The organism is Paenalicyclobacillus ferrooxydans (assembly GCF_001399675.1).
Taxonomy (GTDB): Bacteria; Bacillota; Bacilli; order Alicyclobacillales; family Alicyclobacillaceae; genus Alicyclobacillus_B; species Alicyclobacillus_B ferrooxydans.
This window is the reverse complement of record NZ_LJCO01000040.1, coordinates 59,063-83,931: the sequence shown is the minus strand read 5'-3', so window position 1 is coordinate 83,931 and position 24,869 is coordinate 59,063. Positions and strand designations below refer to the sequence as shown.

General features: G+C 52.3%; 38 protein-coding genes. All 38 read left to right on the top strand.

Going from position 1 to position 24,869, the window contains the following annotated elements; all coding sequences use genetic code 11:
- Positions 1–19: 19 nt before the first annotated feature.
- The 38 genes from rpoC (at position 20) to truA (ending at position 24,747) form a co-directional block, all read left to right on the top strand.
- Positions 20–3,652, top strand: a complete 3,633-nt coding sequence (gene rpoC / locus AN477_RS08820; protein WP_054968805.1) for a DNA-directed RNA polymerase subunit beta' — start codon at positions 20–22, stop codon at positions 3,650–3,652.
- Positions 3,653–3,806: 154 nt separating this feature from the next.
- Positions 3,807–4,058, top strand: coding sequence for a ribosomal L7Ae/L30e/S12e/Gadd45 family protein (locus AN477_RS08815; protein ID WP_054968804.1), 252 nt, complete (start codon positions 3,807–3,809; stop codon positions 4,056–4,058).
- A 138-nt stretch (positions 4,059–4,196) separates the two neighbouring features.
- The gene (gene rpsL / locus AN477_RS08810; protein ID WP_054968803.1) at positions 4,197–4,616 is read left to right on the top strand and encodes a 30S ribosomal protein S12; all 420 of its coding nucleotides are present in this window, start codon (positions 4,197–4,199) and stop codon (positions 4,614–4,616) included.
- An 85-nt stretch (positions 4,617–4,701) separates the two neighbouring features.
- Entirely contained in the window at positions 4,702–5,172 is a 471-nt protein-coding gene (gene rpsG, locus AN477_RS08805) for a 30S ribosomal protein S7 (RefSeq protein ID WP_054968802.1), read from the top strand.
- Between the two features lie 51 nt (positions 5,173–5,223).
- Complete coding sequence (gene fusA / locus AN477_RS08800) at positions 5,224–7,299, top strand: elongation factor G (protein WP_054968801.1); 2,076 nt, start codon at positions 5,224–5,226, stop codon at positions 7,297–7,299.
- An 18-nt stretch (positions 7,300–7,317) separates the two neighbouring features.
- Complete coding sequence (gene tuf, locus AN477_RS08795) at positions 7,318–8,505, top strand: elongation factor Tu (RefSeq protein WP_054968800.1); 1,188 nt, start codon at positions 7,318–7,320, stop codon at positions 8,503–8,505.
- A gap of 295 nt (positions 8,506–8,800) precedes the next feature.
- A complete protein-coding gene (gene rpsJ / locus AN477_RS08790; protein ID WP_054968799.1) occupies positions 8,801–9,109 on the top strand; it encodes a 30S ribosomal protein S10 in 309 nt (102 codons plus the stop codon).
- A gap of 80 nt (positions 9,110–9,189) precedes the next feature.
- Complete coding sequence (gene rplC / locus AN477_RS08785; RefSeq protein WP_054968798.1) at positions 9,190–9,819, top strand: 50S ribosomal protein L3; 630 nt, start codon at positions 9,190–9,192, stop codon at positions 9,817–9,819.
- A 23-nt stretch (positions 9,820–9,842) separates the two neighbouring features.
- The gene (gene rplD / locus AN477_RS08780; protein ID WP_054968797.1) at positions 9,843–10,463 is read left to right on the top strand and encodes a 50S ribosomal protein L4; all 621 of its coding nucleotides are present in this window, start codon (positions 9,843–9,845) and stop codon (positions 10,461–10,463) included.
- A complete protein-coding gene (gene rplW, locus AN477_RS08775) occupies positions 10,463–10,747 on the top strand; it encodes a 50S ribosomal protein L23 (protein ID WP_054968796.1) in 285 nt (94 codons plus the stop codon). The genes rplD and rplW overlap by 1 nt, the downstream gene beginning before the upstream one ends.
- 38 nt (positions 10,748–10,785) lie before the next feature.
- Positions 10,786–11,616 carry a 50S ribosomal protein L2 gene (rplB, locus tag AN477_RS08770; RefSeq protein ID WP_054968795.1) on the top strand — a complete coding sequence of 277 codons (831 nt, stop codon included), beginning with the start codon at positions 10,786–10,788 and terminating at the stop codon, positions 11,614–11,616.
- An 89-nt stretch (positions 11,617–11,705) separates the two neighbouring features.
- Entirely contained in the window at positions 11,706–11,987 is a 282-nt protein-coding gene (gene rpsS, locus AN477_RS08765) for a 30S ribosomal protein S19 (protein WP_054968794.1), read from the top strand.
- A 28-nt stretch (positions 11,988–12,015) separates the two neighbouring features.
- On the top strand, positions 12,016–12,357 hold the full coding sequence (gene rplV / locus AN477_RS08760) for a 50S ribosomal protein L22 (protein WP_054968793.1): 342 nt from the start codon (positions 12,016–12,018) through the stop codon (positions 12,355–12,357).
- A gap of 16 nt (positions 12,358–12,373) precedes the next feature.
- A complete protein-coding gene (gene rpsC / locus AN477_RS08755) occupies positions 12,374–13,039 on the top strand; it encodes a 30S ribosomal protein S3 (protein WP_054968792.1) in 666 nt (221 codons plus the stop codon).
- Positions 13,040–13,041: 2 nt separating this feature from the next.
- Complete coding sequence (gene rplP, locus AN477_RS08750; RefSeq protein ID WP_054968791.1) at positions 13,042–13,476, top strand: 50S ribosomal protein L16; 435 nt, start codon at positions 13,042–13,044, stop codon at positions 13,474–13,476.
- Complete coding sequence (rpmC, locus tag AN477_RS08745; RefSeq protein ID WP_054968790.1) at positions 13,466–13,663, top strand: 50S ribosomal protein L29; 198 nt, start codon at positions 13,466–13,468, stop codon at positions 13,661–13,663. The genes rplP and rpmC overlap by 11 nt, the downstream gene beginning before the upstream one ends.
- Positions 13,664–13,682: 19 nt before the next feature.
- The gene (gene rpsQ, locus AN477_RS08740; RefSeq protein ID WP_054968789.1) at positions 13,683–13,946 is read left to right on the top strand and encodes a 30S ribosomal protein S17; all 264 of its coding nucleotides are present in this window, start codon (positions 13,683–13,685) and stop codon (positions 13,944–13,946) included.
- A 28-nt stretch (positions 13,947–13,974) separates the two neighbouring features.
- Positions 13,975–14,343, top strand: a complete 369-nt coding sequence (gene rplN / locus AN477_RS08735; protein WP_054968788.1) for a 50S ribosomal protein L14 — start codon at positions 13,975–13,977, stop codon at positions 14,341–14,343.
- A 35-nt stretch (positions 14,344–14,378) separates the two neighbouring features.
- Positions 14,379–14,693: a 50S ribosomal protein L24 gene (gene rplX, locus AN477_RS08730; protein ID WP_054968835.1), complete on the top strand. Its 315-nt coding sequence runs from the start codon at positions 14,379–14,381 to the stop codon at positions 14,691–14,693.
- A gap of 22 nt (positions 14,694–14,715) precedes the next feature.
- Positions 14,716–15,255 (top strand): 50S ribosomal protein L5, encoded by a 540-nt coding sequence (gene rplE, locus AN477_RS08725; protein WP_054968787.1) that lies wholly within the window; start codon positions 14,716–14,718, stop codon positions 15,253–15,255.
- Between the two features lie 46 nt (positions 15,256–15,301).
- The gene (locus tag AN477_RS23735; protein WP_083486096.1) at positions 15,302–15,487 is read left to right on the top strand and encodes a type Z 30S ribosomal protein S14; all 186 of its coding nucleotides are present in this window, start codon (positions 15,302–15,304) and stop codon (positions 15,485–15,487) included.
- A gap of 29 nt (positions 15,488–15,516) precedes the next feature.
- Positions 15,517–15,915: a 30S ribosomal protein S8 gene (gene rpsH / locus AN477_RS08720; protein ID WP_054968786.1), complete on the top strand. Its 399-nt coding sequence runs from the start codon at positions 15,517–15,519 to the stop codon at positions 15,913–15,915.
- Between the two features lie 31 nt (positions 15,916–15,946).
- Positions 15,947–16,486, top strand: coding sequence for a 50S ribosomal protein L6 (rplF, locus tag AN477_RS08715; RefSeq protein ID WP_054968785.1), 540 nt, complete (start codon positions 15,947–15,949; stop codon positions 16,484–16,486).
- 30 nt (positions 16,487–16,516) lie between these two features.
- On the top strand, positions 16,517–16,885 hold the full coding sequence (gene rplR, locus AN477_RS08710; protein ID WP_054968784.1) for a 50S ribosomal protein L18: 369 nt from the start codon (positions 16,517–16,519) through the stop codon (positions 16,883–16,885).
- Positions 16,886–16,904: 19 nt separating this feature from the next.
- Entirely contained in the window at positions 16,905–17,402 is a 498-nt protein-coding gene (gene rpsE / locus AN477_RS08705; protein ID WP_054968783.1) for a 30S ribosomal protein S5, read from the top strand.
- A 13-nt stretch (positions 17,403–17,415) separates the two neighbouring features.
- Positions 17,416–17,607, top strand: a complete 192-nt coding sequence (rpmD, locus tag AN477_RS08700) for a 50S ribosomal protein L30 (protein WP_054968782.1) — start codon at positions 17,416–17,418, stop codon at positions 17,605–17,607.
- A 20-nt stretch (positions 17,608–17,627) separates the two neighbouring features.
- The gene (gene rplO, locus AN477_RS08695; RefSeq protein ID WP_054968781.1) at positions 17,628–18,071 is read left to right on the top strand and encodes a 50S ribosomal protein L15; all 444 of its coding nucleotides are present in this window, start codon (positions 17,628–17,630) and stop codon (positions 18,069–18,071) included.
- Position 18,072: 1 nt separating this feature from the next.
- Positions 18,073–19,356: a preprotein translocase subunit SecY gene (gene secY / locus AN477_RS08690; RefSeq protein WP_054968780.1), complete on the top strand. Its 1,284-nt coding sequence runs from the start codon at positions 18,073–18,075 to the stop codon at positions 19,354–19,356.
- A 21-nt stretch (positions 19,357–19,377) separates the two neighbouring features.
- Positions 19,378–20,028 (top strand): adenylate kinase, encoded by a 651-nt coding sequence (locus AN477_RS08685; protein WP_054968779.1) that lies wholly within the window; start codon positions 19,378–19,380, stop codon positions 20,026–20,028.
- 10 nt (positions 20,029–20,038) lie between these two features.
- Positions 20,039–20,374, top strand: coding sequence for a KOW domain-containing RNA-binding protein (locus AN477_RS08680; protein WP_054968778.1), 336 nt, complete (start codon positions 20,039–20,041; stop codon positions 20,372–20,374).
- Positions 20,361–20,579, top strand: coding sequence for a translation initiation factor IF-1 (gene infA / locus AN477_RS08675; RefSeq protein WP_021296639.1), 219 nt, complete (start codon positions 20,361–20,363; stop codon positions 20,577–20,579). The genes AN477_RS08680 and infA overlap by 14 nt, the downstream gene beginning before the upstream one ends.
- A gap of 60 nt (positions 20,580–20,639) precedes the next feature.
- The gene (gene rpmJ, locus AN477_RS08670) at positions 20,640–20,753 is read left to right on the top strand and encodes a 50S ribosomal protein L36 (protein ID WP_021296640.1); all 114 of its coding nucleotides are present in this window, start codon (positions 20,640–20,642) and stop codon (positions 20,751–20,753) included.
- A gap of 122 nt (positions 20,754–20,875) precedes the next feature.
- Positions 20,876–21,244 carry a 30S ribosomal protein S13 gene (gene rpsM, locus AN477_RS08665; RefSeq protein ID WP_054968777.1) on the top strand — a complete coding sequence of 123 codons (369 nt, stop codon included), beginning with the start codon at positions 20,876–20,878 and terminating at the stop codon, positions 21,242–21,244.
- 45 nt (positions 21,245–21,289) lie between these two features.
- Positions 21,290–21,697 (top strand): 30S ribosomal protein S11, encoded by a 408-nt coding sequence (gene rpsK, locus AN477_RS08660; RefSeq protein ID WP_054968776.1) that lies wholly within the window; start codon positions 21,290–21,292, stop codon positions 21,695–21,697.
- Positions 21,698–21,840: 143 nt separating this feature from the next.
- A complete protein-coding gene (gene rpsD, locus AN477_RS08655) occupies positions 21,841–22,467 on the top strand; it encodes a 30S ribosomal protein S4 (protein ID WP_054968775.1) in 627 nt (208 codons plus the stop codon).
- Between the two features lie 104 nt (positions 22,468–22,571).
- Positions 22,572–23,510: a DNA-directed RNA polymerase subunit alpha gene (locus tag AN477_RS08650; RefSeq protein WP_054968774.1), complete on the top strand. Its 939-nt coding sequence runs from the start codon at positions 22,572–22,574 to the stop codon at positions 23,508–23,510.
- Between the two features lie 44 nt (positions 23,511–23,554).
- Positions 23,555–23,917 carry a 50S ribosomal protein L17 gene (gene rplQ / locus AN477_RS08645; RefSeq protein WP_054968773.1) on the top strand — a complete coding sequence of 121 codons (363 nt, stop codon included), beginning with the start codon at positions 23,555–23,557 and terminating at the stop codon, positions 23,915–23,917.
- Positions 23,918–24,006: 89 nt separating this feature from the next.
- The gene (gene truA, locus AN477_RS08640; protein ID WP_054968834.1) at positions 24,007–24,747 is read left to right on the top strand and encodes a tRNA pseudouridine(38-40) synthase TruA; all 741 of its coding nucleotides are present in this window, start codon (positions 24,007–24,009) and stop codon (positions 24,745–24,747) included.
- The last annotated feature ends 122 nt before the right edge of the window (positions 24,748–24,869 follow it).

The following is a 24,869-nucleotide window of genomic DNA, read 5'->3' as shown; positions in this document are numbered from 1 at the left end:
ATGAAAGGGAGGATGCTCCTTGTTGGATGTCAACAACTTTGAGTACATGAAGATCGGACTGGCTTCGCCGGAGAAGATCCGCTCCTGGTCCCATGGTGAGGTCAAGAAGCCGGAGACCATCAACTACCGCACCTTGCGTCCGGAAAAGGATGGCCTGTTTTGCGAACGGATCTTTGGCCCTCAACGTGACTGGGAGTGCCACTGCGGCAAGTACAAACGAGTTCGCTATAAGGGCGTCGTGTGTGACCGTTGCGGCGTAGAAGTGACGCGCTCCAAGGTTCGCCGTGAGCGCATGGGGCACATCGAACTGGCGGCTCCTGTTTCTCACATCTGGTACTTCAAGGGGATCCCAAGCCGGATGGGCTTGGTACTGGACATGTCTCCACGTGCGTTAGAGGAGGTTATCTATTTTGCTTCCTATGTGGTGACAGACCCGGGAGATACCCCACTCGAGAAGAAGCAGCTGCTTAGCGAGAAGGAGTATCGTTCCTACCGCGAAAAGTATGGTTACGCCTTTGAAGCGGGCATGGGTGCCGAGGCCATCAAAAAGTTGTTACTCGACATCAACCTCGACAAAGAGGTTGATCAGTTAAAAGAAGAGTTGCGTACCGCGCAGGGTCAGCGCCGTAACCGTGTTATCAAGCGTCTTGAGGTCCTTGAGGCATTCCGTGCCTCGGGGAATGAGCCGAGCTGGATGATTCTTGAGGCGTTGCCTGTCATCCCGCCGGATCTCCGTCCGATGGTCCAACTGGACGGCGGTCGATTCGCGACTTCTGACTTGAACGACCTCTATCGTCGTGTCATCAATCGTAACAACCGGTTGAAGAGGTTGCTCGACCTTGGGGCTCCTGACATCATCGTGCAGAACGAAAAGCGGATGCTCCAGGAAGCGGTGGACGCTCTGATTGACAATGGTCGTCGCGGCCGTCCTGTAACCGGCCCTGGTAACCGTCCGCTCAAATCGCTGTCTCATATGTTAAAGGGTAAGCAGGGACGTTTCCGTCAAAACTTGCTCGGTAAGCGTGTCGACTACTCGGGGCGTTCGGTCATTGTTGTCGGTCCTGAGCTCAAGATTTATCAATGCGGTCTGCCGAAGGAAATGGCTCTCGAACTCTTTAAACCGTTTGTCATGAAAGAACTTGTGGCGCGTGGCCTTGCACACAACATCAAGAGCGCGAAGCGGAAGGTGGAGCGCGTTTCACCCGAAGTTTGGGACGTGGTTGAAGATGTGATTAAGGAGCACCCGGTACTTTTGAACCGTGCGCCAACCTTGCACCGCCTTGGTATTCAGGCATTCGAGCCAATCCTTGTCGAAGGTCGGGCTATCAAACTGCATCCGATGGTTTGTACGGCGTATAATGCGGACTTTGACGGTGACCAAATGGCTGTGCACGTACCGCTGTCCGCAGAGGCACAAGCGGAAGCTCGGTTGCTGATGCTCGCCGCACACAACATCCTGAATCCGAAGGATGGCAAACCTGTTGTTACTCCGACCCAGGACATGGTGTTGGGGCCGTATTATCTGACTATCGAGCGTCATGGTGCAGAAGGCGAGGGCCGTGTCTTCGCTGATCCAGATGAAGTGAATGTCTGCCTGCAGCGCCGTGAAATTGATGTTCATGCTCGGATTGCGATCCCTGCGAAGTCACTCGGCAAGGCGTCGTTTACTGAAGCACAGAGAAATGCTTTTCTTATCACGACACCTGGTAAGCTGATTTTCAATGAAGTGTTCCCGACAGACTTCCCGTACCTTCATTCTGGTGCGAAACAAAACCTGTATGACGGCCCGCCGGATGAGACCTTTATCTTCGAAAAGGGCGTCAACCTGCGTGAAAGAATCTTGAATCGTCCAAGTCCGAAACCAATTATTAAAAAGGACTTAGGTAACATTCTGGCCGATTGCTTCGATCGTTACGGCACGACCCAGACGGCAGAAATCCTTGATCGTGTCAAGAAACTCGGCTTCCACTATTCGTGTCAAGCTGGCATCACCATCTCTGTTGCGGACATCATCGTCCCGCAAGAGAAGGTGACGATCATCGACGAAGCGGACCAAAAAGATCACAAGCTGGTTCAACAGTACCGCCGCGGTCTCATCACGGAAGAAGAGAAGTATATGTCCTTCAGCCAGATTTGGAGTGAAGCGAAGGAAAAACTCTCCGATACCTTGATGCAGAGCATGGATGAGCTAAACCCGATTTATATGATGGCCACTTCCGGTGCTCGAGGAAGTCAGTCCCAGATTACCCAGCTGGCTGGTATGCGCGGTCTGATGGCGAACCCATCCGGGCAGATCATTCAGTTGCCTATTAAGTCGAACTTCCGTGAAGGCTTGACAGTGTTGGAGTACTTCATCTCCACCCACGGTGCCCGCAAAGGTTTGGCTGATACCGCCCTTAGAACGGCGGACTCTGGTTATCTGACCCGCCGTCTGGTCGACGTGGCGCAGGATACGATTGTTCGTGAAATTGACTGTGGCACGGACAAAGGCTTGCGTGTGGTTGAGATCCGCGATGGCCGTGAAGTGATTGAGGAGTTGTATGACCGCCTCGAAGGCCGCGTTGCCTTCCAAGATGTGTTTCATCCTGAGACCGGAGAGAAGATTGTCGGGAAGAATGAACTCATCGATGCAACGGCAGCGACGTCGATCATACAATCCGGGATTAAGGAAGTGTACATCAGGTCTGTGTTGACCTGTCGCACCCGGCACGGTGTGTGTGTGCAGTGTTACGGGCGAAACCTGGCGACCGGTAAGATGGTGGAGATCGGTGAGGCTGTCGGCATCATTGCTGCACAATCGATTGGTGAGCCTGGTACACAGCTGACGATGCGTACATTCCACACCGGTGGCGTTGCTGGCGATGACATTACGCAAGGTCTGCCTCGTATTCAAGAGCTGTTCGAGGCCAGAAATCCAAAAGGTCAAGCTGTGATTACGGAGTTTGACGGCGTTGTGACGGACATCCGAGAAGCCAAAGATAAGCGCGAGGTTGAAGTCACGGGTGAAAGCGAGACGAAAGTCTACTCGATTCCGTATGGTTCTCGTATTCGCGTGTCCGTGAATGCAAAAGTGGATGCTGGCGATGAACTGACCGAAGGCTCTGTCGATCCCAAGGAGATGTTGCGTGTCAAGGGTCTTGCAGGGGTTCAGAACTACCTGCTTCGCGAAGTGCAACGCGTCTATCGGTTGCAAGGCGTTGATATTAACGATAAACACGTGGAAGTCATGGTGCGCCAGATGCTTCGTAAGGTCCGGATCCTTGACTCTGGTGACACCGACCTGTTACCGGGCACCTACGCAGACTTGTATGACTATGAGATGGCGAACCGGGACGTCTTGATTCGCGGTAAGGAACCTGCTGTAGCTCGTCCGGCTCTGCTTGGTATTACTAAAGCTTCGTTGGAAACAGACTCCTTCCTCTCGGCTGCGTCCTTCCAAGAGACGACGCGTGTGCTGACTGAAGCTGCCATCAAGGGCAAGGTAGATCAGTTGCTCGGCCTGAAGGAGAACGTCATTATCGGCAAATTGATCCCGGCGGGTACAGGTATGTCGCGCTATCGTCATATTGAGGTCGTCAGCGACGACGATCCGGTTGAAGAGACCAATCCAACGAGCGAGTCCTCTGAAGCTGAGGTATCTGTTTCCGAGTAGGTCCTCTGAGTGTCAGAGCGGAAACCTGCGCAGATTTGAGACGCGCTGTCAACTAGATCATTTGGATTCTTGTTGACAGCGCGATTGCTCGGGTGATAGAATCTCTGAGTGTGCCTTTGGGCATGGTTTTCGATTTTTGGGGGAGGCTGCTGCGATGTCACTCGATCGCATCCGCCTGGCTAGGAAGCGCACCATTGGTACCAACCAAACTACGAAAGCTCTCCAGCAGGGACAGGCGGAAGTTGTATACGCTGCGAAGGACGCCGAGAAACGGGTCACTGACCCGATTGTGGCCTTAGCAAACCAGCGGGGAATCGACGTCATCTGGGTGGACACAATGAAGCAGCTAGGTAAGGCTTGCGGAATCGAAGTTGGAGCAGCTGCCGCGGCTGTCGTCAGAGAGTAGCGACGGGTCGCTCAACTCTGAAGCGGGACTTAGTGTCTTCAAATTCGAGTTTTTTATTTGCCTTTGCACGAACCACCAGGACACGTGGACTTGAGAAACGTTGTGACGGTGGTTGCATTTGAAAGGAGGTGCGGTAGAATGCCAACGATTAACCAGCTCGTACGCAAGGGTCGGAAGCCGGTTCTAAAGAAGTCTACGGCTCCTGCTCTGCAGAAGGGATATAACAGCTTCCGCAAAGAAGAGACGGATCTTCCGGCTCCTCAAAAGCGAGGCGTCTGCACTCGTGTGGGTACCATGACACCGAAGAAGCCGAACTCAGCCCTTCGGAAGTATGCCCGTGTGCGTCTGACCAACCAGATTGAGGTTACGGCCTACATCCCTGGTATTGGACACAACCTGCAGGAACACTCTGTTGTGTTGGTTCGCGGCGGACGTGTCAAGGACCTTCCAGGTGTACGTTATCACATCGTTCGCGGCGCGCTTGATACAGCCGGCGTGAAAGATCGTCAGCAGGCGCGGTCCAAGTACGGTGCCAAGCGCCCAAAGGTCAAGAAGTAAGTTACTTGTTTTTACAACGCATCCCGCTGGCGCGTTGAGCGCCTTTGCGTGGGTGGGTGATGTTTGTGGAAGGGAGGTTGTTTGAATGCCGAGAAAAGGTCCAGTACCCCGCCGGGATGTTATGCCGGATCCGGTGTACGGAAACAAGATGGTTACTCGTCTCATTAACAAGGTCATGCTCGACGGCAAACGTGGAGTGGCGCAGACCATCGTTTACGAGGCTTTTGATAAGATCCGTGAACGCAGCGGCCGAGACCCGATGGAGGTCTTTGAAGAAGCGATGCGCAATGTTATGCCGGTCCTCGAAGTCAAAGCACGTCGAGTTGGTGGTTCCAACTATCAGGTGCCTATTGAGGTTCGAAATGAACGCCGTATTACGCTCGGATTGCGGTGGCTTGTGAATTACTCGCGTTTGCGCGGTGAGAAGACCATGGTCGATCGTCTTTCGAATGAGTTGTTGGATGCTGCAAACAATATGGGCGGTTCTGTTAAGAAGAAAGAGGACACGCACCGTATGGCAGAAGCCAACAAGGCATTTGCTCACTATCGCTGGTAGTCTTGGCAATAGCGTACAGCTTTGAATTGCTAGAAGGAAGGAGGGTTTTCTTTGGCACGTCAGTTTTCATTGGAAAACACGCGAAACATCGGGATTATCGCTCACATCGACGCCGGTAAAACCACCACGACGGAACGCGTTTTGTTCTATACTGGTCGCGTGCACAAAATCGGTGAAGTTCACGATGGCGCTGCGACGATGGACTGGATGGAGCAAGAGCAAGAACGGGGTATCACGATCACCTCTGCTGCAACGACCGCGGCTTGGAAAGGGCATCGAATCAATATTATCGATACACCCGGGCACGTGGATTTCACCGTTGAGGTAGAACGCTCACTTCGTGTTCTGGATGGAGCCGTTGGCGTTTTTGACGCGAAAGGTGGGGTCGAGCCCCAGTCCGAGACCGTGTGGCGTCAGGCTGATAAGTACCACGTGCCGCGTATTGCATACGTTAACAAGATGGACATCATCGGTGCGGACTTTGCAATGTGCGTCGATCAGATGAGGACTCGTCTTGGTGCCAAGGCGGTACCGATTCAATTACCGATTGGTGCAGAAGATCATTTCGTTGGCATGATTGACTTGGTTGAAAACAAGGCAATTGTGTACACGGACGACCTTGGAACAACCTCAGAAGCCAGAGATATCCCTGAAGACATGAAGGCGCAAGCTGAACAAGCTCGCACCGAGTTGTTGGAGGCGGCTGCAGAAGTTGACGAGGAACTGATGATGAAGTACCTCGAGGGCGAAGAGATTACCATCGAGGAATTAAAGGCTGCGATTCGTAAAGGCACGGTTACCGTGCAGCTGTTCCCGGTGCTTTGCGGGTCTTCCTATCGTAACAAGGGTGTTCAGCCAATGCTCGATGCCGTGGTGGACTACCTTCCGTCGCCGCTGGATGTTCCTGCTATCAAGGGTGTCACTCCTGATGGGGAAGCTGTGGAACGTCATTCTTCTGATGATGAGCCGTTCTCGGCGCTGGCCTTTAAGATTATGACAGACCCGTTTGTTGGTAAGTTGTCGTTCTTCCGTGTCTACTCCGGTACCGTTGGCTCAGGTTCCTACGTGATGAATTCCACGAAGGGTAAGCGTGAGCGGATGGGGCGTATCGTTCAGATGCACGCCAATCACCGTGAGGAGCGTGACATGGTTTACGCTGGTGACATCGCTGCAGGTGTTGGACTGAAGGACACCACCACCGGTGATACCCTGTGTGATGAAAAGAGCATGGTCATTCTGGAGTCTATGGAATTCCCGGATCCGGTTATCTCTATTTCTGTTGAGCCCAAAACCAAGGCAGACCAGGATAAGATGGGTGTGGCACTTGGTAAGCTGACAGAAGAAGATCCGACGTTCCGGACGTACACGGACACAGAAACAGGCCAGACTATCATCTCGGGTATGGGCGAGCTTCACCTGGAGATTATCGTTGACCGGTTGAAGCGTGAGTTTAAAGTCGAGGCCAATACTGGTAAACCGCAGGTTGCTTACAAAGAAACAGTAACGCAGCGGGTCGAACAAGAAGCGAAGTTTGTTCGTCAGTCTGGTGGTCGCGGCCAGTATGGTCACGTCAAGATCATCCTTGAACCGCAGGAACGCGGGACAGGGTATGTCTTTGAAAACAAGGTGGTCGGCGGTGCGATTCCGAAGGAATACATCCCGGCTGTCGATGAAGGTATTAAGGAAGCGCTCCAAAACGGTATTCTCGCCGGTTACCCGGTGCTCGATGTGAAGGCCACCTTATTTGATGGTTCGTATCACGATGTCGACTCTTCTGAAATGGCGTTTAAGATCGCTGGATCCATGGCCTTCAAACAAGCTGCTGTCAAAGCTGGTCCTGTGATTTTGGAACCGATTATGAAGGTTGAGATCACTGTTCCTGAGGAATACATGGGTGACATCATGGGCGACGTAAATTCACGTCGCGGTCGAGTTGAGGGTATGGATGCACGCGCCAATGCGCGCGTGATTCGTGGTTTCGTGCCACTCGCTGAGATGTTTGGCTACTCCACGAGCCTTCGCTCGCGGACTCAAGGACGGGGTACATTCTCTATGGAGTTTTACTCATATGAAGAAGTGCCGAAGAGCATAGCTCAAGAAATCATCGCCAAAAACAAAGGCGAGTAGGATAAGGAGTGACTGATAATGGCAAAGGCAAAATTTGATCGCTCTCTCCCACACGTAAACGTTGGGACCATTGGCCACGTTGACCACGGTAAGACTACTTTGACGGCTGCCATCACTGCTGTACAGGCTTCAAAAGGTAAGGCACAGGCATCGAAGTATGACGAAATTGATAAGGCTCCTGAAGAGCGCGAGCGCGGCATTACCATCAATACCGCTCACGTGGAGTACACCACTGACAACCGTCACTATGCTCACGTTGACTGCCCAGGTCACGCCGACTATGTGAAGAACATGATCACTGGTGCTGCTCAGATGGACGGCGGTATCCTCGTCGTGTCCGCTGCAGACGGCCCGATGCCGCAAACCCGTGAGCACATCCTGCTGTCCCGTCAGGTCGGTGTTCCGTACTTGGTTGTTTTCTTGAACAAGTGCGACATGGTTGACGACGAAGAGCTCCTTGAACTCGTTGAGATGGAAGTTCGCGAACTCTTGTCCGAGTACGATTTCCCTGGAGACGACATTCCTGTCATTCGTGGTTCCGCGTTGAAGGCGCTCGAAGGCGACCCGCAATACGTGAAGGCGATTGAAGAACTGATGGACGCTGTCGACAGCTACATTCCAACCCCAGAGCGTGACACCGACAAGCCGTTCTTGATGCCTGTTGAGGACGTGTTCACCATCACTGGTCGCGGTACTGTTGCGACCGGCCGTGTCGAACGTGGTTCTTTGAAGGTTGGCGATGAGGTTGAAATCGTCGGGCTCCGTGAAGATAACCGCAAGACGGTTGCTACCGGTATTGAGATGTTCCGCAAACTGCTCGACTCTGCACAAGCTGGCGACAACATTGGCGCCCTGCTTCGTGGTGTTGAGCGTAAGGACATCGAGCGCGGTCAGGTTTTGGTCAAGCCGGGCTCCATCAAGCCGCATACCGTTTTTAAAGCTGAAGTGTACGTCCTGACCAAAGAAGAAGGCGGACGCCACACTCCTTTCTTCAATGGTTACCGTCCGCAGTTCTACTTCCGTACAACTGACGTGACTGGCGTTGTTCAGTTGCCAGAAGGAACCGAAATGGTTATGCCTGGCGATAACGTAACGATGGATGTTGAGTTGATTGCTCCGATCGCTCTTGAAGAAGGTACGCGTTTCGCTATCCGCGAAGGTGGCCGTACTGTTGGCGCTGGCGTTGTCAGCTCCATTGCAAAGTAAGCTGTTCGGAAGTGAAGAGATCTGTGAACTGTAAACAGAGGGCACACTGCCCTCTGTTTTCCTTTATCTACCCGTATATTGATTGTGCAATCCTTCTTGTGTTCTGGTCAGCAGTCTAGTATAATTTCGAATGTTGGTCTCTGACAGCGATGAGGCAGAATGTTGCCTATGTGTCCGTAGCCATATGGGGCACCACTAGGGGTTGGTTTCTGCGGAGTATGTCCAGCAAATTGGGCGATGGTTTCGCCGGTACGCTTCTGTACTGAGCGACCCGCATAGTGAGGGGGGAAAACATATGGCGAAGCAGAAGATCCGCATCCGACTCAAAGCGTTTGATCATCAGGTACTTGATCAGTCTGCAGAGAAGATTGTTGAAACGGCCAAGCGTGCTGGCGCAGTAGTTGCTGGCCCGATACCGCTACCGACTGAAAAGACGGTGTACACCATTCTTCGTGCACCGCACAAGTACAAAGACTCGCGCGAACAGTTCGAGATGCGTACACACAAGCGTCTAATTGACATTGTGAATCCGACGCCGCAAACCGTAGATGCGTTGATGCGTTTGGATCTTCCGTCTGGTGTAGATATCGAGATTAAATTGTAATCGCAGATGTACTGAAATAGAACTGAAGTCAGCTAATTGCTGACTGTTGAAACGGTAATGCGTGTTGAGGAGGTGTACGTATGAAGGGCATTCTTGGACGGAAGCTTGGTATGACCCAAGTGTTTTCTGAAGATGGGACAGTCATCCCGGTAACTGTAATCGAAGCAGGCCCGTGTGTGGTGCTTCAAAAGAAGGAAGTAGCCACTGACGGATATGATGCAGTGCAAATTGGATTTGCAGATAAGAAAGCTAAGCGCGCGACGAAGGCCGAACAGGGCCATGCACAAAAAGCGAATACTGCTGCAAAGAAATACGTACGGGAGTTTCGAGGGGTTGACCTTGGGGATTATGAGGTCGGCCAGCAACTCGGTCCGGATGTGTTTACTGAAGGTGAAGTTGTGGACGTGATTGGAACGTCCAAAGGTAAAGGTTATGCAGGTGCCATCAAGCGCCACAACCAATCCCGCGGACCCATGGGTCACGGTTCGAAATACCACCGCGGCGTCGGGTCTCTTGGTCCGATCGCGCCGAATCGCGTGTTTAAAGGCCAAACGATGGCTGGTCGCATGGGTGGCGAGCGTGTAACGGTTCAGAATCTGCAGGTTGTTCGAGTGGATTTGGAACGCAATTTGTTGCTTGTCAAAGGTGCGATTCCTGGGCCGAAAAATTCATTTGTTACGGTGAGACAGGCAGTTAAGTCGGTCCACTAAGCGGTTAGAAAGGAGGATGTGGGATGCCGAAAGTAGCGGTATACAATATGAACGGCGAACAAGTCGGGGATATTGAATTGAATGAAAAACTGTTTTCTGCGCCTGTGCGTCCAGACTTGATGCACGCAGTCGTGCTCAGTCTTTTGGCGGCGAAACGGCAAGGCACGCATAAGGTAAAGACCCGCTCAGAAGTCAGCGGCGGCGGTCGTAAGCCATGGCGTCAGAAGGGGACCGGTCGCGCTCGCCAGGGAAGCACACGCAGTCCGCAGTGGAAGGGCGGCGGTGTTGTCTTTGGTCCAACACCTAGAACCTATGAGTTGAAGGTGCCCAAGAAAGTGCGGCGTTTGGCTCTGTACAGCGCTTTGTCAAGCAAGGTGGATGAAGGCAAGTTGATTGTCCTTGATGATCTTGCTGTCTCTGAAGCGAAAACGAAACACATGGCTACGTTGTTACAGGCTTTGCATGTCAACAAGGTTCTGTTGGTTGATGGACAGCGCGAAGAGAATGCATACCTGTCGGCCCGGAACATCCAAGGACTGAAGTATGTAGAAGCGAATGCGCTGAATGTGTATGACTTGATTCAACATGATCACCTTGTGTTGACTCGAGATGCGGTAGCCAAAGTTGAGGAGGTGTTCGCGTAATGGATCCGCGTGACCTCATTAAGCGTCCGATTATTACGGAGCGTTCGACGGAATTGATGGAAGAAGGCAAGTATGTCTTCGAAGTTGACCGCCGTGCAAATAAGACTGAAATCCGCCAGGCTGTTGAGAAACTGTTTGGTGTGCAGGTTGAGCAGGTAAACACTTTGCGTGCGCCTGGCAAGAAAAAGCGTGTGGGCAAATACGTTGGGTTTACGAGCGAACGTAAGAAAGCAATCGTTAAGTTGAAGGCCGACTCTAAGCCGATCGAAATCTTTAATGGCTGAGGTATTGAGTTGGATGAAGTGTAAAGGAGGTTGTGACGTTGGGCATTAAAAAATATCGCCCTACTTCCCCGGGGCGTCGGTTTATGTCGGTTTCGACATTTGAAGAGATTACGACCGACCAACCAGAGAAGTCTCTGCTTGCTCCGTTGAAAACACGTGCGGGCCGTAACCACCAGGGTAAAATCACAGTTCGTCACCAGGGTGGCGGTCACAAACGTCAATATCGTGTAATCGACTTTAAGCGCAATAAGGATGGCGTGCCTGCGAAGGTTGCGACGATCGAGTATGATCCAAATCGCTCGGCTCGCATTGCGCTTCTACACTACGTGGATGGTGAAAAGCGTTACATCATCGCGCCGAACGGCTTGAAAGTTGGGCAGATGGTGGTATCCGGTCCGGAGGCTGACATTCGCGTGGGTAACGCGTTGCCGATTGCAAACATTCCGGTTGGTACCGTCATTCACAACATCGAGCTGAAGCCTGGCAAGGGCGGACAGTTGGCGCGTGCTGCGGGCGCCTCGGCTCAGTTGATGGCGAAGGAAGGCACTTATGCGAACATTCGCCTATCCTCTGGTGAAATGCGTCTTGTGCGTCTGGAGTGCCGTGCGACAGTCGGTCAGGTAGGCAATCTGGACCATGAGAACGTGAATATCGGCAAAGCCGGTCGGTCTCGTTGGATGGGTAAGCGCCCGACGGTTCGTGGTGTGGTTATGAACCCGGTAGACCATCCGCATGGCGGTGGTGAAGGTAAGGCGCCTGTCGGCAGGAAGTCCCCGATGTCGCCTTGGGGTAAGCCGACGCTTGGCAAGAAGACCCGTAAAAAGAATCACCCGAATGACAAGTACATTGTCCGCCGCCGGAAGAAGTAAATCTCGGGAGCACAGTGATTGCTCCTGTCGGCAGTCGAATAAAATCATCCCGGCCGCTCTTGTTGGCTGGGGCGAGGGGAGGTTTTTCCGTGAGTCGTTCGTTAAAGAAGGGGCCGTTTTGCGACAGCTATTTGCTGAAGAAAGTTGAGGGCCTGAACACTGCTGGCGAGAAGCGTGTTATCAAGACTTGGTCGCGCCGCTCGACGATTTTTCCACAGTTTGTAGGACATACCTTCGGAGTTCACGACGGTCGTAAGCACGTGCCGGTCTACGTGACGGAGGATATGGTTGGTCATAAACTTGGTGAGTTCGCACCGACCCGTACGTACAAGGGTCATGCTGGTGATGAAAAGGGCTCCCGTTCACGTTAATCGTTTCATTGCGAAAGGAGGGTAACAGATGGAAGCTACAGAGACCCGCGCTAGAGCCAAGTATATCCGGATTGCACCGCGTAAGGTTCGATTGGTTGTGGACCTGATTCGAGGTAAGAAGATTGGCGAAGCGCTTGCGATTTTGAGGTTAACGCCGCGAGGTGCATCTCCGGTCGTGGAGAAGGTGCTGAAGTCGGCGATTGCGAATGCGGAGAACAACCACAACATGGATGTGGAAAGACTGTTCGTGAAAGAGATCTTTGTCGATCCAGGTCCGACGTTGAAACGGTTCCATCCCCGCGCTCAAGGTCGCGCATACAGCATCATGAAGCGCACGAGTCATATTACCGTCGTGGTGGCGGAGAAGTAAGGAGGGATAGAAGCGTATGGGTCAAAAGGTAAATCCCGTTGGTATGCGCATTGGAATTATCCGCGATTGGGAATCCAAGTGGTTTGCAAACAAAAAGGACTATCAGGGCCTCCTTCACGAGGACTTGAAGATTCGTGATTTTGTAGCACGACGTTTGAAGGACGCAGCTGTTGCAGGAATCGACATTGAACGGGCAGCGAACCGTATCAACGTTATTATCCACACTGCAAAGCCAGGTATGGTCATTGGTAAGGGTGGCTCCGAGGTCGATGCCCTGCGGAATCAACTCAACAGCTTGACTGGCAAGCGAGTCCATATTTCGATTTCCGAAGTCAAGAGCCCCGATTTGAGCGCTCGATTGGTTGCCGAGAATATTGCAACACAGTTGGAACGACGTGTCTCGTTCCGCCGTGCGATGAAACAGGCAATTCAACGGACAATGCGCGTTGGTGGCAAAGGCATCCGTGTTCAGGTGTCCGGTCGTTTGGGCGGCGCTGAAATAGCTCGCACCGAAGGTTACTCTGAAGGCACAGTACCACTTCACACCCTGCGCGCTGATATCGACTACGCGTTGGCTGAAGCACACACAACGTACGGACGGATTGGCGTAAAAGTTTGGATCTACCGTGGTGAAATTCTGCCACAACGCAACCGGAAGGGCGCTGAGGAAGGAGGCAACTAACCATGTTGATGCCGAAACGTGTTAAGCACCGTAAAGAACATCGTGGACGTATGACCGGTGCTTCCAAAGGCGGCAACGAAGTAACCTTCGGCCAGTATGGTCTGGAGGCTCTGGAAGCAGCTTGGGTTACAAATCGCCAGATTGAAGCTGCTCGTATTGCAATGACGCGTTATATGCGTCGCGGCGGTAAAGTGTGGATTAAGATTTTCCCGAGCAAGCCAGTTACGCAGAAGCCGGCTGAAACCCGTATGGGCAGCGGCAAAGGATCCCCTGAAAAGTGGGTTGCAGTGGTGAAACCGGGTCGGATCTTGTTTGAAATTGATGGTGTTACCGAGGAAATTGCCCGTGAGGCGATGCGTCTTGCAGCGCACAAGCTGCCAATCAAGACGAAGTTTGTAGTTCGTGACGAAGTGGGTGGTGAAGCTGATGAAAGCTAATGAACTTCGCGGGCTTTCCAGCGAAGAAATCGAAAGCCGCATTGACCAACTCAAGGATGAGTTGTTCAACCTCCGTTTCCAGCTCGCCACGGGTCAGTTGGAGAATCCGATGAGAATTCGTCAGGTTCGGAAAGATATCGCACGTGCGAAGACCATTCTGAAGCAGCGTGAACTGGGTATCGTTTAACTCAAGGAGGGAGGTTGACTTGGTGGAACGGAATTATCGCAAAGTCCGTGTCGGCAAGGTTGTCAGCGACAAGATGGAAAAGACAATCGTTGTGGCCGTTGAGGAATATGTAAAGCATCGTATTTACGGCAAGACGATTCGGCGCACAGTGAAGTTTAAGGCGCACGATGAACAGAACGAGGCCAAGATTGGCGATACAGTGCGGATCATGGAAACCCGTCCTCTAAGTAAAGATAAGCGTTGGCGTCTTGTTGAGATTATTGAGAAAGCAGTAGTGATCTAATCGTTCCCGCTGGAAGGAGGCAATCCGAATGATTCAACCACAAACACGGTTAGTGGTAGCCGACAACACGGGAGCGAAGGAAATTATGTGCTTCCGCGTCTTGGGTGGTTCCAATCGCAAGACGGCGAATGTTGGTGATGTCATCATCGCATCAGTCAAAAGTGCAACACCCGGTGGCGTTGTCAAGAAAGGCGACGTGGTCAAGGCTGTTGTCGTTCGTAGTCGACGTGGGCTTCGTCGTAAAGACGGTTCCTATATTCGTTTCGATGAGAACGCGGCCGTGATTATCCGTGAAGACAAAAGTCCTCGTGGAACCCGTATCTTTGGCCCCGTTGCTCGTGAGTTGCGCGATCGCGATTTCATGAAAATTATTTCCTTGGCACCTGAAGTTTTGTGAGCCTGGGAAACGAGGGGGTGCTGAGATTGTCGAAAGTGTCGATTAAGAAGGGTGACAAGGTAGTTGTCATTGCAGGTAAAGACAAGCAGAAGTCAGGACGCGTGCTCGCAGTGTTTCCGAAGGAACAGCGGGTTCTGGTCGAAGGCGTGAACGTTGTGAAGCGGCACACAAAGCCAAACATGGCGAATCCTGAGGGTGGCATCATCCAAAAGGAAGCTCCAATTCACATTTCCAACGTTCAAATTGCTGACCCGAAGAGCGGGGAAGCGAGCCGGATTGGCTTCAAGCTGCTGGAAGACGGAAGAAAAGTCCGGTATGCCAAAAAGTCTGGCGAAGTGATTGACGAGTAGCCAGGTGAAGGGAGAATAAGCAGTGACCCGTCTGCAGGAAAAATACCAGTCCCAAGTGGTGGGAGAACTGATGAAGCAGTTCAACTATTCCACTGTTATGCAAGTGCCCAGGATTGAAAAGGTTGTCGTCAACTTAGGTCTCGGCGAAGCTGTTCAAAATCCGAAAGTCATTGATGCTGCTGTGGAAGACGTCGTGACGATCACTGGTCAAAAGCCAGTCGTCACCCGTGCTAAGAAATCAATCGCGCAGTTCCGTGTCCGTCAGGGCATGCCGATTGGCGTGAAGGTGACTTTGCGTGGTGAGCGGATGTTCCACTTCCTTGATAAATTGATGAACGTTGCATTGCCGCGTGTTCGTGACTTCCGGGGTGTGTCGCCAAAGGCGTTTGATGGCCGCGGTAACTATACGCTCGGTCTGCGCGAGCAGCTGATCTTCCCTGAAATTGAGTACGACAAGGTGGACAAAGTCCGCGGCATGGAAGTGGTTGTGGTAACAACCGCAAAGTCCGACGAAGAGGCGCGTGCGCTGTTAACTCACTTGGGCATGCCATTCCGAAAGTAACTGACCTTGATTATGTAGGATTCATTCAAAAGAGAGGAGCGATCACGTGGCAAAGAAGTCGATGATTATCAAGGCTGCGCGTAACCCAAAGTTTAGCACTCGGGCGTACACACGTTGTCGCATCTGCGGCCGCCCGCACTCGGTTTTGCGCAAGTTCGGGATCTGCCGTATCTGCTTCCGCAACTTGGCCTACAAAGGTCAATTGCCTGGTGTGAAAAAGGCGAGCTGGTAACAGGCACGCACGGAAGGAGGTTTTGATAAATGGTTATGACTGACCCGATTGCAGATATGCTCACCCGGATTCGAAACGCCAACTTGGTGGGTCATGAGAAAGTGGAAATCCCGGGCTCTAATATTAAAAAGTCCATTGCTGAGATTTTGAAGCGTGAGGGCTTCATCCGCGATGCCGAATTTATTGCGGATGAGAAACAGGGTGTCATTCGTTTGTTCCTGAAGTACGGTAAAGGTCAGGAACGTGTTATCACTGGATTGAAGCGGATTAGCAAGCCTGGGATGCGCGTGTATGTTCCAAATGACGGTGTTCCACGTGTTCTCGGCGGCCTGGGCATTGCTATCATCTCCACATCGAAGGGTATCTTGACCGATAAAGAAGCTCGTCAGGCGGGCGTTGGCGGCGAGGTTCTGTGCTACGTTTGGTGATTTGAGGCAGAGATAGAACGGAGGTGGGAAGATGTCCCGTATTGGTAAAAAACCGATTGTGATTCCGGCTGGGGTGGAAGTAACCGTAGATGGTTCGTACGTAAAGGTAAAAGGTCCGAAGGGCCTTCTGGAGCGCCAGTTCCATCCGGATATGAAGATCGTTGTAAATGGCAATGAAGCCCTTGTTGAACGGCCATCTGACGAGAAAGATCATCGCAGCCTCCATGGCACGACTCGCAGTGTGTTGTCGAACATGGTCGAAGGTGTAAGCAACGGGTTTACAAAGAATCTTGACCTCGTCGGTGTTGGTTATCGTGCCGCGAAGTCAGGGGATAAGGTGACACTTTCTCTTGGCTTTTCGCACCCAGTGGTGTTGGATAATGAAGAGGGAATCGAAGTTGAGGTTCCTGCACCGACCAAGTTGATTATTCGTGGCATCGATAAGGAAGTTGTGGGTGCTTACGCTGCCCGCGTTCGTGCGTTGCGTAAACCGGAGCCGTATAAGGGCAAGGGTATCAAATATGAGACCGAACGCATTCGTCGTAAAGTCGGTAAGACTGGTAAGAAGTAATCCGTTCACGGAGAAAGGGAGTGAATCGGCGTGATTACAAAAGAGGACCGCAACCTCGCCCGGAAACGACGCCATCTGCGTGTGCGCAATCGCATCACTGGCACACAGGCAAGACCACGTCTGAATGTTTATCGGTCGAATAAGCACATTTACGCACAGGTCATTGATGACGTGACTGGAAATACACTCGTAAGTGCCTCCAGCGTCGATAAGGAACTGAACGAACAACTGAAGAATGGCGGCAATGTGGACGCAGCCCGCATGGTTGGAGAGCTCGTCGCAAAGCGGGCATTGGAAAAAGGCGTTTCCGAGGTCGTGTTTGACCGCGGTGGTTACTTGTACCACGGTCGGGTGCAAGCCCTCGCAGATGCTGCTCGTGAAGCAGGTCTGCAATTCTAATTGAGAGGAAGGTGTCTCTGTGCGCATTGATCCGAATCAGCTCGAACTGACGGAACGCGTTGTTCATGTAAACCGCGTTGCTAAGGTTGTGAAGGGCGGTCGTAGGTTTTCATTCTCAGCCCTTGTTGTTGTCGGTGACGGGAACGGGTACGTCGGTGCTGGGCTTGGTAAAGCCCAGGAGGTACCTGATGCCATTCGCAAGGGTATTGAGGATGCGAAGAAGAACCTGATCCATGTTCCAATGAAGCGTACCAGCATTCCGCATGAGGCACTCGGTCACTTTGGTGCTGGTCAAGTTCTGATTAAGCCAGCTCCCGAAGGTTCCGGTGTGATTGCAGGCGGCCCTGTTCGTGCCGTCTTGGAGCTTGCGGGTATTAAGGACATCGCAACCAAGTCGCTTGGATCCAACAATCCAATCAACATGGTACATGCGACGCTTGACGCGCTCAACCAGTTAAAGCGGGCCGAGGAAGTTGCTCGCTTGCGAGGCAAGAGCGTCGAAGAGATTATTGGTTAAGGAGGGGTTGCAGTTGGCGACAAAGCTTTCAGTAACGTTGAAGCACAGCCCGATTGGCCGTCCTCTGAACCAACGCAAAACTGTGGTTGCACTCGGCCTTCGCAAAATGCAGATGACCGTTGTGCATGAAGATACGCCAGTCATTCGTGGCATGATTAACCGCGTCAAGCATCTGGTTGAAGTGACTGTTGTTGAAGCGGAGTAAGGATTGAAGGAGGTGCAAGTATGCAACTGCATGAGTTGAAGTCCAACGATGGTGCTCGCCGTGGTAAGAAACGCGTAGGACGCGGTACGAGTTCTGGACATGGTAAAACATCAACACGCGGAAGCAAAGGCCAGTGGGCCCGTTCCGGCGGTGGCGTGAGGCCGGGCTTTGAAGGTGGCCAGACGCCGTTGTTCAAACGTCTTCCGAAGCGTGGGTTTACCAATGCGCGTTTTTCCAAGACCTATGCCATCGTGAATCTCAGCCAATTGAACGAACTCCCTGCGGGTACGGTCGTCACTCCGGAATTGTTGCTGGAGCGTCGGTTGGTTCGTGAGTTGCTCGATGGTGTCAAGGTTCTTGGCAAAGGCGATCTGACTGTCAAGTTGACTGTTCAGGCGCACGCGTATTCGGGTAGCGCGAAGGAAAAGATTGAGGCAGCAGGCGGGACTGCTGAGGTGATTTAAGGTGTGGCAGGGTATAGCAAACCTGTGGCGGCTGAAACATCTTCGCAACCGGATTTTGTTCACGCTGTTTGTCATTGCTGTGTACCGGATCGGAACATACTTTCCGGTACCAGGAATGAATCAGAACGCGCTAAATCAATCAGGGCAAAACAATGCCCTGTTTAACCTGCTGAATATGTTTTCTGGTGGGGCCTTCTATCGGTTCTCCATCTTCGCCATGAGTGTTACACCCTACATCACGGCATCCATCGTGGTGCAGTTACTCCAGTCCGGCGTGATTCCGCGCTTGGAGGAATGGCAGAAGGAAGGCGAGTCAGGACGTCAGAAACTGACGCAGCTGACACGGTACCTTACGGTTTGTCTCGGGGTCATTCAGGCTGCGGGACTCACCTATACCTTCGATCGGCAGGGGTTACTCCTCTCGCACACGTGGTGGAGCTATGCAGTGATTGTGATTGGCTTGACTGCCGGAGATACACTGCTGATGTGGTTTGGCGAAATGATTACGGAAAAAGGGGTCGGCAACGGCATTTCCGTAATCATCTTTGTGAGCATTATTTCGAGGATGGGGCAATTGGGCCAGGAGGTCTATAGTGCTTGGTTCTATGCACACCCCAACCAGTTGTTCTTGAACATCTTGAAGTCAATTGTCCTGATTGCGGGCATTGTGATCATCTTCGCGTTGATCGTATTTGTGCAGCAAGCGGAACGAAAGATTCCCGTTCAGTATGCGAAGCGTGTCGTGGGGCGGACGGTCTACGCAGGGCAGCAAACCCACATCCCGTTGAAAGTGAATGCTGCGGGTGTAATTCCGGTCATCTTCGCAACTTCCTTGCTGATTCTGCCTTATACGATCGCGACGTATTTCTCGAACCGCGCTTGGGCCGAAGCCGTGATGCGGTATCTGTACCCCAATTCGGTCTGGTATGTTGTGCTGGAAGTCGTACTGATTATCGCGTTTACGTTCTTCTACACACACATTCAGATCAACCCCGAGCAGCTTGCTGAGCAATTGCAGAAGCACGCTGGTTATATTCCAGGGGTGCGTCCAGGGAAAGACACCGAGGAATACATTATTAAAGTTGTCAATCGGATTACAGTCTTTGGATCGCTGTTTCTCGGATTCATCTCAGTGCTGCCGTTTTTGCTTTTGTCGGGAGCGAATCTGAATTCGGTCTATTTTGGCGGAACGTCGCTCCTGATCATCGTTGGTGTGGCGCTGCAGACCATGCAACAGATGGAAGGTCAACTGCTCCAACGTCACTACCGGGGGTTCATCCGTTAAAACCAGTGAGGGGGCTTGAAGATGCAGGTCGTCATGTTAGGCTTGCCTGGAGCTGGCAAAGGCACTCAGGCAGTCCGTATCTCTGAGGAGTTCGGAGTTCCTCATATCTCGACAGGAGATATGTTTCGCGCGGCGATTAGCGCGGGGACACCGCTTGGGCGGGAAGTGAAGTCCTACCTTGACAGCGGACGCCTGGTGCCAGATGAACTAACCATTCGTGTCGTCGCAGAGCGTCTTCATCAGTCTGATGCAGCCGCGGGGTTTGTGCTCGATGGCTTTCCAAGGACAATCCCGCAAGCGACAGCACTCAGACAGTTGCTGGCAGACCTGAATAGACCACTGCAGTACGCACTCTACGTGCATGTCCCTGAAGACATATTGTTGGCTCGTTTAACTGGGCGAAGGATTTGCAGGGAGTGTGGCGCCACCTACCATGTGGTCTTCAATCCGTCGGCTGTAGAGGGACGATGCGACAACTGCGGCGGCGAACTATATCAGCGCTCGGACGATACCGAGTCGGCAGTCAAGACGCGGCTAGAGCAGTACGCACAGACTGCGCCCTTGATTGAGTTTTATCAGGAAGGCGGAATCTTGCATCAGATTGACGGGCAGCAGGCCATCGATGAAGTGTACGGCGACATTCGCGCCATCCTGCGTGCCGCTTCGGCTTGAGGTGTCCACCATGTCGAAATTGCCGACATTGCCGGAGGTTGGGCGAGTTGTCGAGGTGACGCGAGGTAGAGACCGTGGAATGGTGGCAGTAGTCGTACGACAGGAGGCAGACCGGTTCGTCTATGTGGCAGACGGGTTTAAACGTACTGCCTTGCGACCCAAGAAAAAGAACGTTCTCCATGTGAGAAGTACGAGTCACTTTTCAAAAGCGGTGCTTGACGAAGTGTCTGTCGGGAGTAGAGGGGCAGACGTTGTACTTCGTGACGCGGTAAATGCGTACAATGCCAGCCATAAAGCGATGAATGTAGGCGACCAGGAAGGGGTGGAGCCGAGTGGCCAAAGATGATGTGATAGAAGTCGAAGGGAAAGTCATTGAGCCGTTGCCGAACGCGATGTTTCGTGTCGAGTTGGAGAATGGGCACAAGATTCTTGCTCATGTCTCAGGCAAGATCCGAATGCATTACATCAAGATTCTGCCCGGTGACCGCGTGACTGTAGAGTTGTCCCCGTACGACTTAAGTCGTGGTAGAATTACCTATCGATACAAGTAACTGATTCTAGCCGAATGGACATTTATCCGGTATGATACCGGAAGTGAGGAGGGTGTGACGGTGAAAGTTCGTCCTTCCGTCAAACCAATCTGCGAAAAATGTAAAGTGATTCGCAGAAAGGGCAATGTCATGGTCATTTGCGAAAACCCGAAGCACAAGCAGCGCCAAGGTTGATCACGCGCTGTTTTGCAGTGCCATTAGGTGATTTGGTTTTGCCACGAATCAGCGCGGCTGCCCCTTGAGGGACTGGTTCGTGTTCTTATAGATGAAGCATTTTTGGAGGTGGATTTCCCAACATGGCTCGTATTGCAGGCGTGGACTTGCCTCGCGACAAGCGAGTAGAAATTGGCCTGACCTATATTTTTGGGATTGGCCGGACAACCGCCAATAAGATTTTGGCTGCTACTGAAATCAATCCGGATACCCGTATTCGGGATTTGACCGAGGACGAAGTAATCCGACTTCGTGAGTATATCGACAAGAACCATAAGGTTGAGGGCGACCTCCGCCGTGAGATTGCGCTCAACATTAAACGACTCATGGAAATTGGCAGCTACCGAGGGATGCGTCATCGCCGTGGCTTGCCTGTTCGTGGCCAGCGTACGAAGACAAATGCACGCACACGCAAAGGCCCTCGTCGAACTGTTGCGGGTAAGAAGAAGTAAGTTCAACCTTAGTGTTATTTCAGGCTTAAAGGAGGAGTTTTGCGCATGGCGAGAACAGGGCGCAAAGGTGCGAACGTCACACGTACGCGCCGACGCGATAGAAAGAACGTCGAAACGGGCGTAGCACATATTCGTTCGACGTTTAATAACACCATTGTCTCCATCACTGACATGGCTGGCAATGTCATCTCATGGTCGTCTGCTGGTAACGTCGGTTTTAAGGGCTCGAGAAAGAGCACACCGTTTGCAGCGCAGATGGCGGCTGAAGCTGCTGCTCGTACCGCGATGGAACACGGTATGAAGAGCCTGGAAGTCACCGTTAAAGGACCAGGTGCAGGCCGTGAGGCTGCTATTCGCTCGCTGCAAGCAGCCGGTCTTGAGGTCAGCGGTATTCGTGACTTGACTCCAATCCCGCATAACGGTTGTCGCCCTCCGAAGCGCCGCCGCGTCTGAGAAGGGACCGAACACTCGCCGTGCGACCCTCGATTATTCAGGGGGCGCGGGTTTAGGTCACGTCGCAAGTTGTTTATCTGTTTAATTTTAGAACGAGTCTATTCGTTGCAAGTATAGATTTATTTGGAGGTGTCAACACTAGAATGGCAAGATATACCGATTCTGTGTGCCGTCTCTGCCGTCGGGAAGGGGTTAAGCTCTACCTGAAAGGCGAACGTTGCTACAGTGAGAAGTGTGCAGTGGATAAGCGTCCATTCCCGCCCGGACAACATGGTCAAGGGCGTCGTCGTAACTCGGAGTATGGAACGCAATTGCGTGAGAAACAAAAGGCTCGCCGTTTTTATGGTGTGCTCGAAAAGCAGTTTGAAGCCTATTACGACGAGGCAGCTCGGCGACAGGGCGTTACTGGCGAGAACTTGCTGCAACTGCTCGAGAGCCGTCTTGACAACGTCGTGTATCGTTTGGGCTTTGCAGCGTCTCGCCCAGAGGCTCGTCAATTGGTACGTCACGGACATTTCCTCGTCAACGGACGTCGCGTTGACATTCCGTCCTACATGACAAAGCCTGGCGATGTCATCAGTGTTCGCGAGAAGAGTCAAGGTCTCGAACGCATCAAGACCCTGCTTGAGAGCGCTGAGACCAAGACGGTTGGTGCTTGGCTCGAGCTTGACCTGGGAAGCAAGTCAGGCAAGATTGTTCGCCTTCCTGCGCGTGACGAGATCGACACTCCAGTGGCGGAACAGATGATTGTTGAGCATTACTCGCGCTAACCAAAGCAGCAAGCGGCATAGAGCCCTACTGGAACTTAGTTGGCGAGAGAGGGCTTACGCAGGTTGAGATTGCGTAAGGGTCTCTGTAGCGAGGAGGGGTACGGATGATCGAAATTGAGAAGCCGAAAATTGAGGTCGTGGAATCGTCGGAGCGATATGGCAAATTCGTCGTCGAGCCGCTGGAACGCGGCTACGGCACGACGTTAGGAAACTCGCTCCGCCGCATTCTGCTGTCCTCGATCCCTGGCGCAGCAGTGCGGACGGTGAAGATTGAGGGCGTGTTACACGAGTTTTCTACGATTCCAGGTGTGGTCGAAGACACCACAGAGTTGATTTTGAACATCAAGCGGTTGGCGCTGAAAATCCACTCGGATGAAGAGAAGACTATCGTCATCGACGCTGAAGGCGCCGGGAGTGTAACGGCTGCAGATATCCGGGCCGACTCTGACGTAGACATCATGAATCCGGATTTGCACATTGCAACGTTAAGCGAGGGCGCTCACTTTTATGCAGAACTCGTAGCAGGACGTGGGCGCGGCTACGTGTCAGCGGATCGCAATAAAGAGGGCGAGCAGGAGATTGGGGTTATCCCGATTGACTCGTTGTACTCACCTATCACCCGTGTCAACTTCCAAGTGGAGAACACGCGTGTTGGGCAAGTCACTGACTACGACAAGCTGACACTCGAAGTTTGGACCGACGGCAGTGTCACGCCTGAAGAGGCGGTCAGCCTTGGTGCCAAAATCCTTACCGAACATCTGCTGTTATTCGTGGGATTAAATGAGCAAGGTAAGGACACGGACATTATGGTGGAGAAGGAAGATACTTCGTCCGACAAAACTCTGGAGATGCCGATTGAAGAGTTGGATCTCTCAGTCCGGTCGTATAACTGTTTGAAGCGTGCTGGGATTAATACAGTTGGGGAACTATGTTCACGAACTGAAGAAGAGATGATGAAAGTGCGCAACCTGGGACGAAAGTCTCTGGAAGAGGTCGTTGAAAAGCTCGGGGCTTTGGGCCTTTCGTTGCGTGAAGACGAGTAACCCTCGCTTTAATCGTCGTCTCAGTTGCACAGGAGGGGAATAGAGTGCCATACCGTAAACTCGGTCGGACATCGAGTCAGCGCAAGGCAGTGTTTCGTGACTTGGTAACGGACCTGTTCTTGTATGAACGTATTCAGACCACGGAAGCAAAAGCAAAGGAACTCAGAAAGATTGCGGACCGAATGATCACTTTGGCAAAGCGCGGCGATCTGCACGCTCGTCGTCAGGCTGCAGCGTATGTTCGTCCGGAACCAGTGAATGAAGATGCGACGCAGGATGTCGTACAGAAACTCTTTGCCGATATTGCACCACGCTTTGCTGAGCGCAACGGCGGATACACTCGCATCATCAAAGTGGGTCCACGCCGCGGAGATGCCGCTCCAATGGTTTTGATTGAGCTGGTTTAAGCTTTCTATCTTTGCAGATTTCGCATTGTCTTGAGACAAAGGCGAAGTGGCAGGATTCAGCACAGGACGGTTCTTGTGTGGTGATGGCTTTGCCGAAAATTAAACTCGTCATCTCGTATGACGGAACCGACTTCCACGGGTTCGCCAGACAACCTGGCCTGCGTACTGTGCAGGGTGTACTTGAGGAACATCTGGCAAAGATTCATAATACCCCCGTGGAAGTTTTCGGTTCCGGGAGAACAGATGCAGGGGTTCATGCTGTGGGACAAGTCGTGCATTTTGAGCGTGAGGTCGGCCCGCCTGCTGAGAGATATGTATATCTTCTTCGCAGAAGTCTTCCACCGGACATTGTTCCCGTCTCAGCGGAAGAAGTTGCGGTGGATTTTCATGCGCGATTTTCAGTTCGGCGTAAGACCTATCGCTATACCATCCAACGTGCAAATGTGCCCGATATCTTTACCTATCGTTTTACTTGGCACGAGCCTCGACCGATGGATGTCGAGCTCATGCGAAGGGCGGCCCGGGACTTGGTCGGTGAACACGACTTTACCAGCTTCTGCGCGAGTACAACTCCTATAGAAGATAAGCGGCGGACTCTGTATCAGGTTGACGTGACAGAGCGTGGCAGCTATCTGGATATCACTTGCTCTGGAAACGGGTTTTTGCAGTACATGGTCCGCATTATTGTAGGTACTTTGGTTGACCTCGGTGAGGGCAGATTACGCCATAGTATTCCAGAGATATTGTCGGCCAGAGATCGTGCTCAAGCAGGCAGAACGGCACCTGCTCGCGGTCTGTCTCTGTGGAAAGTGGATTATGAAGCAGAATAGAATGGGATTCATTAAAAAGAACTTGATCGACGTGGGCAAGTGAGATAGGATAAGGATTAGTGTTCTTCACCGCTGCCCCGTTACAACAGTGATGAAAACATGTTTAGACTCAGGAGGGACCC

Bases quoted from the DNA above. Each gene is read 5' to 3' on its own strand.
- AN477_RS08815 (WP_054968804.1), top strand. From the start codon at position 3,807: ATGTCACTCGATCGCATCCGCCTGGCTAGGAAGCGCACCATTGGTACC.
- rpsL (WP_054968803.1), top strand. From the start codon at position 4,197: ATGCCAACGATTAACCAGCTCGTACGCAAGGGTCGGAAGCCGGTTCTA.
- rpsG (WP_054968802.1), top strand. From the start codon at position 4,702: ATGCCGAGAAAAGGTCCAGTACCCCGCCGGGATGTTATGCCGGATCCG.
- tuf (WP_054968800.1), top strand. From the start codon at position 7,318: ATGGCAAAGGCAAAATTTGATCGCTCTCTCCCACACGTAAACGTTGGG.
- rpsJ (WP_054968799.1), top strand. From the start codon at position 8,801: ATGGCGAAGCAGAAGATCCGCATCCGACTCAAAGCGTTTGATCATCAG.
- rplC (WP_054968798.1), top strand. From the start codon at position 9,190: ATGAAGGGCATTCTTGGACGGAAGCTTGGTATGACCCAAGTGTTTTCT.
- rplD (WP_054968797.1), top strand. From the start codon at position 9,843: ATGCCGAAAGTAGCGGTATACAATATGAACGGCGAACAAGTCGGGGAT.
- rplW (WP_054968796.1), top strand. From the start codon at position 10,463: ATGGATCCGCGTGACCTCATTAAGCGTCCGATTATTACGGAGCGTTCG.
- rplV (WP_054968793.1), top strand. From the start codon at position 12,016: ATGGAAGCTACAGAGACCCGCGCTAGAGCCAAGTATATCCGGATTGCA.
- rpsC (WP_054968792.1), top strand. From the start codon at position 12,374: ATGGGTCAAAAGGTAAATCCCGTTGGTATGCGCATTGGAATTATCCGC.
- rplP (WP_054968791.1), top strand. From the start codon at position 13,042: ATGTTGATGCCGAAACGTGTTAAGCACCGTAAAGAACATCGTGGACGT.
- rpmC (WP_054968790.1), top strand. From the start codon at position 13,466: ATGAAAGCTAATGAACTTCGCGGGCTTTCCAGCGAAGAAATCGAAAGC.
- rplN (WP_054968788.1), top strand. From the start codon at position 13,975: ATGATTCAACCACAAACACGGTTAGTGGTAGCCGACAACACGGGAGCG.
- rpsH (WP_054968786.1), top strand. From the start codon at position 15,517: ATGGTTATGACTGACCCGATTGCAGATATGCTCACCCGGATTCGAAAC.
- rplF (WP_054968785.1), top strand. From the start codon at position 15,947: ATGTCCCGTATTGGTAAAAAACCGATTGTGATTCCGGCTGGGGTGGAA.
- rplO (WP_054968781.1), top strand. From the start codon at position 17,628: ATGCAACTGCATGAGTTGAAGTCCAACGATGGTGCTCGCCGTGGTAAG.
- AN477_RS08685 (WP_054968779.1), top strand. From the start codon at position 19,378: ATGCAGGTCGTCATGTTAGGCTTGCCTGGAGCTGGCAAAGGCACTCAG.
- AN477_RS08680 (WP_054968778.1), top strand. From the start codon at position 20,039: ATGTCGAAATTGCCGACATTGCCGGAGGTTGGGCGAGTTGTCGAGGTG.
- rpsM (WP_054968777.1), top strand. From the start codon at position 20,876: ATGGCTCGTATTGCAGGCGTGGACTTGCCTCGCGACAAGCGAGTAGAA.
- rpsK (WP_054968776.1), top strand. From the start codon at position 21,290: ATGGCGAGAACAGGGCGCAAAGGTGCGAACGTCACACGTACGCGCCGA.
- rpsD (WP_054968775.1), top strand. From the start codon at position 21,841: ATGGCAAGATATACCGATTCTGTGTGCCGTCTCTGCCGTCGGGAAGGG.
- AN477_RS08650 (WP_054968774.1), top strand. From the start codon at position 22,572: ATGATCGAAATTGAGAAGCCGAAAATTGAGGTCGTGGAATCGTCGGAG.